Genomic DNA, 8,651 nt, shown 5'->3' with positions numbered 1-8,651 from the left:
GGGGTAGCCTAACGATCGTTCAGGTCGGTGGGCGCCCTGTGCGGGGGCCGTGGCAACGGGAGTCGGCGTGACGCTCGACGGTGAGGCTCTGGAGCAGCTACGCAAGCGCGCCCGCGCCGGCGGAGCGGACAAGTACCACGCGGCCAACGCCGCGAAGGGGAAGCTGTTCGCCCGCGAGCGCGTGGCGTACCTGGTCGACGAGGGTTCCTTCGTCGAGGACGGGCTCTACGCCAACGCGATGGCCGACGGGCTGCCCGCCGACGGCGTGGTCACCGGCACCGCGACCATCGACGGCCGCCAGGTCTGCCTGATGGCGAACGACTCCACGGTCAAGGCCGGCAGCTGGGGCGCGCGTACCGTCGAGAAGATCATCCGGATCATCGAGCGGGCGTACTCGACCGGCGTTCCCATGGTCTACCTGGTCGACTCGGCCGGCGCCCGGATCACCGACCAGGTCGACCTGTTCCCGGGCCGGCGCGGCGCCGGCAAGATCTTCTGGAACCAGGTCCGCGCCTCCGGCTCGATCCCGCAGGTCTGCGCGCTGTTCGGGCCCAGCGCGGCGGGCGGGGCGTACATCCCGGCGTTCTGCGACGTGGTCGCCATGGTGGACGGCAACGCCAGCATGTACCTCGGCTCCGACCGCATGGTCGAGATGGTCACCGGCGAGAAGACCACGCTGGAGGCGATGGGCGGCGCGAAGGTGCACTGCGCCGAGTCCGGCGTGGGCCACTTCCTCTGCAAGACCGAGAACGACGCGCTCGACGTGGTGCGGACCTACCTGTCGTACCTGCCGTCGAACTGGAAGCAGGACCCGCCGGCCGCCGAGGCGGTGGACGCGCCGGAGAAGGCCGACCTGGCCGCGCTGGTCCCGGCCAGCGAGCGGCAGGCGTTCGACATGCGCCGGTACGTCAAGGGTCTGCTCGACGAGGGCAGCTTCTTCGAGATCCAGGCGCTGTGGGCCAAGGAACTAACCATCGGGTTCGGCCGGCTGAACGGCGAGGTCGTCGGCGTGGTCGGCAACAACTCGATGTTCAAGGGCGGCGTGCTCTTCGTCGACTCGGCCGACAAGGCGACCCGGTTCGTGCAGCTCTGCGACGCGTTCAACGTGCCGCTGCTGTTCCTCAGCGACGTACCCGGGTTCATGGTCGGCAGCGCGGTGGAGAAGCAGGGCATCATCCGGCACGGCGCCAAGATGATCACGGCGATCTCCGAGGCGACCGTACCCAAGATCTGTGTGGTGGTCCGCAAGGCGTACGGCGCGGGTCTCTACGCGATGGCCGGTCCCGGGTTCGAGCCGGAGGCCACTATCGCGCTGCCTACCGCGAAGATCGCGGTGATGGGCGCGGAGGCCGCCGTGAACGCGGTCTACGCCAACAAGATCGCCGCGATCGAGGACGAGGCCGAGCGGGCCGCGTTCGTGGCCGCGAAGCGCGAGGAGTACGAGCGCGACATCGACGTCGTCCGCCTCGCCAGCGAGCTGGTGGTGGACGCGATCGTCGAGCCGCACGAGCTGCGCGCCGAGCTGGTACGCCGGTTCGCCGCCGCGCGCGGCAAGGAGCGGCACTTCTCCCGGCGCCGGCACGGCGTCACCCCGGTCTGACCGACCCACGCCCACCCGGGTCCGACCGACCCACGCCCCGGCGTCACGAGCGCCCGGCCCGTCCGTACCGCCGTCCCACCAGGAGGATCAGATGGACTTCCGGCTCAGCGACGAACAGGAGGCGCTGCGCTCCAGCGTGCGGGAGTTCGCCCGCGAGGTGGTCGCACCCACCATCGCCGAGCACTACGAGCAGCACACCTTCCCGTACGAGATCGTCCGTCAGATGGGCAAGATGGGCCTGTTCGGGCTGCCCTTCGCGGAGGAGTACGGCGGCATGGGCGGCGACTACTTCGCGCTCTGCCTGGCGCTGGAGGAGCTGGCCCGGGTCGACTCCAGCGTGGCCATCACGCTGGAGGCGGCGGTGTCGCTCGGCGCGATGCCGATCTACCGGTTCGGCACCGAGGAGCAGAAGGCGCAGTGGCTGCCGAAGCTGCTCAGCGGTGAGGCGCTGGCCGGGTTCGGGCTCACCGAGCCGGGCACCGGGTCGGACGCGGGCGGCACCCGGACGCGGGCCGTCCTGGACGGCGACGAGTGGGTGATCAACGGCTCGAAGGCGTTCATCACCAACTCCGGCACCGACATCACCGCGCTGGTCACCGTCACCGCCGTCACCGGTACGCGGCCGGACGGCGGCAAGGAGTTGTCCACGATCATCGTGCCGTCGGGTACGCCCGGGTTCACCGTCGCGCCCGGCTACTCCAAGGTCGGCTGGAACGCGTCGGACACGCACGAGCTGACCTTCGACGACTGCCGGGTGCCGGCCGCCAACCTGCTCGGGGAGCGCGGCCGGGGATTCGCGCAGTTCCTGCGCATCCTGGACGAGGGCCGGATCGCCATCGCGGCGCTCGCCGTCGGCCTGGCCCAGGGCTGCGTGGACGAGTCGATCAAGTACGCGAAGGAACGCCAGGCGTTCGGCCAGCCGATCGGCAACTACCAGGCCATCCAGTTCAAGATCGCGGACATGGAGATGAAGGCGCACACGGCCCGGCTGGCCTACTACGACGCGGCCGCCCGGATGCTCGCCGGTGAGCCGTTCAAGCGCCAGGCGGCCATCGCCAAGCTGCACGCCTCCACCGTCGCCGTGGACAACGCCCGCGAGGCGACGCAGATCCACGGCGGGTACGGCTTCATGAACGAGTACCCGGTGGCCCGCTTCTGGCGCGACTCCAAGATCCTGGAGATCGGCGAGGGCACCAGCGAGGTGCAGCGCATGATCATCGCGCGCGACCTCGGCATGTGAGGACACGCGAAATCGCGCCCTGTCGGATATCGGCAGTGGACGGTCGGTTGGTTGACGATGGGCTGTGGAGCGTCGGAGTCCATCCGTAATCTTCGTGCCCATGACTCCGGATCATGACCGTGCGCGGGGCCCGGGCGGTCGTACCGGTCTGTCCGACCTGCTGCGCGGGCACCGGCTCGCCGTCGGCCTGACCCAGGCCGAGCTGGCGGGCCGGGCCGGCGTGGGCGTACGGACGGTCCGCGATCTGGAACGGGGGCGGGCCACCCGGCCCCAGCGCACCACAGTCGATCTGCTGGCCGACGCGCTCGGTCTGAGCGGTGACGAGCGGCGCGAGTTCGTCGACACCGCCCGGCCCCCGGCATCCCGCCTTTCCGCCGCCGGTGCCGCCGCCGACGATCCGCCGGTGGCGCTGCCCCAGCCCGTACCGCTGCTCGGGCGCGAACGGGACGTGGCGGAGGTGTGCGGCCTGCTCGACGCGTACCCGGTGGTGAGCCTCGTGGGGCTCGCCGGGGTGGGCAAGACGGCGCTGGCCGTCACTGTCGCGCACGCGGTGGCGGCCCGCCATCCGGCGGGCGTGGCCGGGGTGCTCGTGGGCGAGGGCTCGGACACCGCCGACGTGCTCGCCGCGTCGGCGTCGATGTTCGGCGTGAACCGGCTGGCCGACCTGTCCTGCCGGATCGGCGACCGGCGGGCGCTGCTGCTCGTGGACGCCGTCGACCGGGCACCGGACGCGGTGGCCGAGGCGCTCCGCGTCCTGACCGCCGCCGTGCCGACGCTGCGGGTGCTGGTGACCGGCCGCCGCCCGGCGGGTCTGCCCGGCGAGCTGGTCCGGCCGGTCGCGCCGCTCGACGTGCCACCGACCGGCGTCGAGCCCGCCGACCGGGCCGGTCTGGACCGATGGCCGGCGGCGGCGCTGTTCGCCGCCCGGCTGGCCCAGGTCCGCCGGGAACCGCCCACCCCGGCCGAGCTGCCGGCGCTCGCCGCGCTCGTACGCCGGCTCGGCGGTCTGCCGCTCGCCATCGAGCTGATGGCGGCACGGGGACGCATCCTCGACGTCACCGAGCTGCTCGACCGCTACGGCGACCGCGTCCTGGACCTGACCGGCGTACGCCCCGGCTGGGAGCCGGCCGACCCGTCCGCCGGCACGGTGACGCTGCGCGACGCGGTGGCGACCAGCTATCACCTGCTCACTCCCGCCGACCGGACGGCGTTGCGGCGGCTGTCCGCGTTCCGTAACCGCTGGTCGGTCGAGCTGGCCGAGGATCTGCTCGCCGACGGCGGCCGGCGCTGGGACGCCGCGCCGATGCTGGACCGGCTGCGCGAGCTTGGCCTGCTCAGCGTCCGGGGCACCGGTCAGTTCCGGTTCCGCCTGCTGGACGCGGTCCGTGACTTCGCCGCGGAGCAGGCCGACGCCGACGGCGAGACCGCCCGGATCCGGATGCGGCACGCCGCGGTGATCACCGGTCTGGTTCACCGCACCGCGCCGGGGCTGGTGGGCGCGCAGATGCCCGGCTCGGTGCGCGCGCTCGACGAGGCGACGAGCGACATCACGGCCGCGCTGGCGTACGCCGCCGAGCACGCGCCGGAGACGGCGCTCCTGCTCGCCGCCTCACTGCCCCGGTGGTGGCGGCTGCGCGGGCGGGACGTCTCCGGCCGCCGCCGGCTGCGGCGGCTGCTCGCCGATCCGCGTACCGCGGGTGCCCGGCCCACGCTGCGGGCCTGGGCCATGCTGGGCGCGGCACGGCTGGCCGCCGAACACGGCGCGGGTGCGGAGGAACTGCCGGCGGCCCGGGCCGCCCTGACCGTCTTCGCCGAGGCGGGCGACGTGACCGGCGAACTGTCCGCCCGGTCCGTGCTCTGCGCGCTGCTGCTCGGCCTCGGCGCGCACGACGAGGCCCGCGAGCAGGCCGAGGCCGCGCTGGCCTCGGCCACCCGGCACCACCGGGTACGCGAGATGGCCGTCGCCCAGGCGCATCTGACCTGGCACGACGTACGGGAAGGGCGGCTGGCCGGGGCCCGGCGGCGGCTGGCCACTGTCGACCGCCTGGCGGCGCAGTGCGGTGACCAGCGCCTGCGTGTGCTGGCGCGGGCCGATCAGGCCGAACTGACCCGCCTGGAGGGCCGATTCGCCGAGGCGGTCGAGCAGGGGCGCCGGGTGGCCGCCGCGCTCGCGGAGCTGGGCGATCCCGGGCGGCGGCGCCGGACGGTCGGCGCGGTCGGGTTGGCGCTCGCCCACGCCGGGCGCACCGACGAGGCGCTGGCCACGGTCGCCGAGCTGTGGCCGTCGGGCGCGGTACCGGGCCGGCGCCGTCCACCGGCCGTGGAGATGCTCGACCCGCCCGGCGCGGGTGGGGACGCCCGCACCGAGGACGCGTTGCGCGGGTTGATCGAAGGGCACGTGGCGCTGCACCGGGGAGACCGGGAGTTGGCGGCGGAGTGGTTCGCCGCGGCTGCGGACGCGGCCGAGGGTGTCGCCGATCGGCGGGATCTGGTCGAGGCGCTCGTGGGGCTGGCGGTCAGCACCGCGGAGCCGCGTGTGCTGGACCGGCTGGACGCGGCGCGGCAGGTCACCGGTGTCAGCCTGCTGCCGCAGGAGGAGGAGTTGCTGTTCTCCTTGACGGCCCGACGCGGGCGATGAGCACCAGTGGCCGGCGGAGAGCGGCGGCCGGGCACTGGGAGGCGGAGGGCGCGGGGGTGGCGCGAGCGAAGTAGCCCCCTGGTGCTGCCCCTCGCTCCACGCTCGCGCCAGCACCCCCCGGTGCCCCCCGCTGCCGGAAGACTACCGAGGTCGGGCGACCGATTCGCGAATATACCGACCGGTTTGTCCGTCAGTTCGGACGGTTCTGCCGGTTGTTCTGCCGGTGACCGGCGGGTAGTGCCCGGCAGGTCGCTGACCGTCAGGCGGCGTCCTCGGCCGGCTCGGTGCTGCCGGCGGTGGCACCCGGATGGACCGCGTCGCGTACCCGGCGCAGCCCGTCCAGCAGCCCGTCGAGTTGCGCCGGGTCGAGCTGGCTGGTGAACCACTGCTCGATGATCCGCAGATGGCCGGGAAGGACGTCGTCCAGCCGGCTCAGGCCGGTGGCGGTCACCACCGCGAAGGAACTGCGCCGGTCGGACGGGCAGGCGCGCCGGCGGATCAGCCCGTCCCGCTCCATCCGGTCCACCACGCGGGTCACGCCGCTGGTGGAGAGCGAGGTCTGCGCGGCCAGATCGGTCATCCGCAGCTGGTTGTTGGGTGAGCGGGCGAGCCGGGTCAGCACCTCGAACTCGACCGGGGAGAGGCCGTGCTCCTCGAACTGGGCGGCGAACCGGGCGGCGAGCCCGGCATGCGCCTCGACGAGCAGGCCGACGGCAGTGATCCGGGGGTCGTCGAACACGTTCTGGTCCACGCCACCATCCTAGCAACACTTGACACGGGGAATATTGTCTCAACTATAGTTGCTCAGTCAGTCGTTGGGCTCCTAAACAATCTTCTCCGGAGGAGAGCATCATGACCAGCAGCACCGAGGCGACTACCCGCGACTGGGAGGGTCTCACCATCCCCACCCCCGGCACCTACGTGCTGGACGCGGCGCACAAGCGTGTCGGCTTCGTCGCGCGGCACATGATGGTCAGCAAGGTACGCGGTGAGTTCGCGGACGCCACCGCCACCATCACCGTCACCGACGACCCGATGCAGTCCTCGGTCACCGCCAGCATCCAGGCGGCCAGCATCAACACCGCCCAGGCGGACCGCGACGCGCACCTGCGCAGCCCGGAGTTCCTCGACGCGGAGCAGTTCCCGACGCTGGAGTTCCGCAGCACCGAGGTGAAGTCCCGCGACGGCAACGAGTTCGTGCTCGCCGGTGAGCTGACCATCAAGGGTGTGACCCGTCAGGTCGAGCTCGAGGTGGAGTTCGAGGGCGTCGGCCGCAGCCCGTTCGGGCAGGACATCTTCGGCTTCTCCGCCTCCACCGAGATCGACCGGGAGGACTTCGGCCTGACCTGGAACGTGGCGCTGGAGACCGGCGGCGTCCTGGTCGGGCGCAAGATCAAGATCGAGATCGAGGGTGAGGCCATCCGCCAGGGCTGAGCCCGGCACAGGCCAATGGGGCCCGCACCGTCCGCCGACGGTGCGGGCCCCTCTCGTGTACGCCCCGGCGGTGCGAATCGTCACGTGAAGTTCTCCGCCCGGACGCGCTGGTGACCGCGGCGACGGGGTACAGGTGCAGACCTGCCGCCCGTCCAGCCGGGCGGCGGGGTGGGCGCACTTACGTCCACCACACGAATGGTTCACAATGCGTTGCGGAACGGTACGGTTCCGTCGCACCGGCGCCGGGAGGGCACATGGGCAGAGACGTCGAGCAGGGCGCCTTCTCCCGCGAGGATCGGGTCCGCTACCGGCAGAAGGTCCGGCGATGTCTGGACGTCTTCGCGCTGATGCTCGACGACTTCGGCTTCGACGCGGACCGCCCGATGACCGGGCTGGAGATCGAGCTGAACCTGATCGACGCCGCCGCCGAACCGGCAATGCGCAACGACCAGATCCTGGCCGACATCGCCGACCCGCTGTTCCAGACCGAACTGGGGCAGTTCAACCTCGAACTGAACGCGTCGCCCCGGCTGATCGAGGGCAGTGGCTTCGCCGACTACGAGCAGGATCTGCGCAGCAGCCTCAGCCGCGCCGACGAGCGGGCCGCCAAGTCCGACGCGACGATCATGATGGTCGGCATCCTGCCCACGCTCACCGAGCGCCACCTGGTCGCCGACAACCTCTCCACGAACGAGCGGTACCGCGTCCTCAACGACCAGATCGTCGGCGCCCGGGGCGAGGACATCGAGCTGGACATCAACGGCGTCGAGCGGCTGCGTACGCACACCGACTCGATCGCGCCGGAGGCCGCCTGCACCAGCCTCCAGTTCCACCTCCAGGTCGCGCCGGACAGCTTCGCCGACTACTGGAACGCCTCCCAGGCGATCGCCGGCGTGCAGGTCGCCGTCGGGGCCAACTCGCCGTTCCTCTACGGCCGGCAGCTCTGGGCGGAGACCCGGATCGCGTTGTTCCAGCAGGCCACCGACACCCGCCCGGACGAGCTGAAGGCCCAGGGCGTACGCCCCCGGGTGTGGTTCGGCGAGCGCTGGATCACCTCGATCTTCGACCTGTTCGAGGAGAACGTCCGCTACTTCCCGCCGCTGCTGCCCATCTGCGAGGAGGAGGACCCGGTCGAGGTGCTGCACGCCGGTGGCGTGCCCAAACTCGGTGAGCTGCGGCTGCACAACGGCACCGTCTACCGCTGGAACCGGCCGGTCTACGACATCATGAACGACCGTCCGCACCTGCGGGTGGAGAACCGGGTGCTGCCCGCCGGCCCGACAGTGGTGGACATGCTCGCCAACGCGGCGTTCTACTTCGGGCTGGCCCGCGGCCTCGCCGAGTCGGACCGTCCGATCTGGAGCCAGTTGACGTTCAGCTCCGCGGAGGAGAACTTCCACGCCGCCGCCCGGCGCGGCATCGAAGCGGTCCTGCACTGGCCCCGGCTCGGCGACGTGCCGGTCACCAGACTCGTGCTCGACACGCTGCTGCCGGTGGCCGCGCAAGGGCTGGACCGGTTCGGTGTCGCCCCGGCCGAGCGGGACCGCCTGCTCGGCGTGATCGAGGGCCGCTGCCGTACCGGCCGCAACGGCGCGGTCTGGCAGACCGAGACGGTCTGGACGGCGGAGCGAACCCGGGGCCTGGACCGGGAGGCGGCGCTGCACCACATGGTCCAGCGGTACGCCGAGCTGCAACGCGGCAACGAGCCCGTCCACACCTGGCCCGTCGACTGACCCCCG

6 protein-coding genes are annotated in these 8,651 nt (G+C 72.2%); 5 read left to right on the top strand and 1 reads right to left on the bottom strand.

Annotated features, from left to right (window positions below; translation table 11 throughout):
* The first annotated feature begins 67 nt into the window (after positions 1-67).
* From F8279_RS28005 to F8279_RS27995, 3 genes are all read left to right on the top strand, one after another.
* Positions 68-1,600, top strand: coding sequence for an acyl-CoA carboxylase subunit beta (locus F8279_RS28005; RefSeq protein WP_091413652.1), 1,533 nt, complete (start codon positions 68-70; stop codon positions 1,598-1,600).
* 91 nt (positions 1,601-1,691) lie between these two features.
* On the top strand, positions 1,692-2,840 hold the full coding sequence (locus F8279_RS28000) for an acyl-CoA dehydrogenase family protein (RefSeq protein ID WP_151501543.1): 1,149 nt from the start codon (positions 1,692-1,694) through the stop codon (positions 2,838-2,840).
* Between the two features lie 100 nt (positions 2,841-2,940).
* Complete coding sequence (locus F8279_RS27995) at positions 2,941-5,478, top strand: helix-turn-helix domain-containing protein (RefSeq protein WP_151501542.1); 2,538 nt, start codon at positions 2,941-2,943, stop codon at positions 5,476-5,478.
* Between the two features lie 259 nt (positions 5,479-5,737).
* On the opposite strand, the gene F8279_RS27990 is transcribed toward F8279_RS27995, so the two are convergent.
* Complete coding sequence (locus tag F8279_RS27990) at positions 5,738-6,229, bottom strand: MarR family winged helix-turn-helix transcriptional regulator (RefSeq protein ID WP_151501541.1); 492 nt, start codon at positions 6,227-6,229, stop codon at positions 5,738-5,740.
* A gap of 101 nt (positions 6,230-6,330) precedes the next feature.
* Here F8279_RS27990 and F8279_RS27985 point away from each other — a divergent pair, with 101 nt between their 5' ends.
* Both F8279_RS27985 and F8279_RS27980 read left to right on the top strand, forming a co-directional pair.
* Positions 6,331-6,912 carry a YceI family protein gene (locus F8279_RS27985; protein ID WP_091413661.1) on the top strand — a complete coding sequence of 194 codons (582 nt, stop codon included), beginning with the start codon at positions 6,331-6,333 and terminating at the stop codon, positions 6,910-6,912.
* Between the two features lie 254 nt (positions 6,913-7,166).
* Positions 7,167-8,645 (top strand): glutamate--cysteine ligase, encoded by a 1,479-nt coding sequence (locus F8279_RS27980; protein ID WP_151501540.1) that lies wholly within the window; start codon positions 7,167-7,169, stop codon positions 8,643-8,645.
* The last annotated feature ends 6 nt before the right edge of the window (positions 8,646-8,651 follow it).

Source organism: Micromonospora sp. AMSO1212t (assembly GCF_008868145.1).
GTDB classification, from domain to species: Bacteria; Actinomycetota; Actinomycetes; order Mycobacteriales; family Micromonosporaceae; genus Micromonospora; species Micromonospora tulbaghiae.
This window is presented reverse-complemented; position numbering and strand designations above follow the sequence as displayed.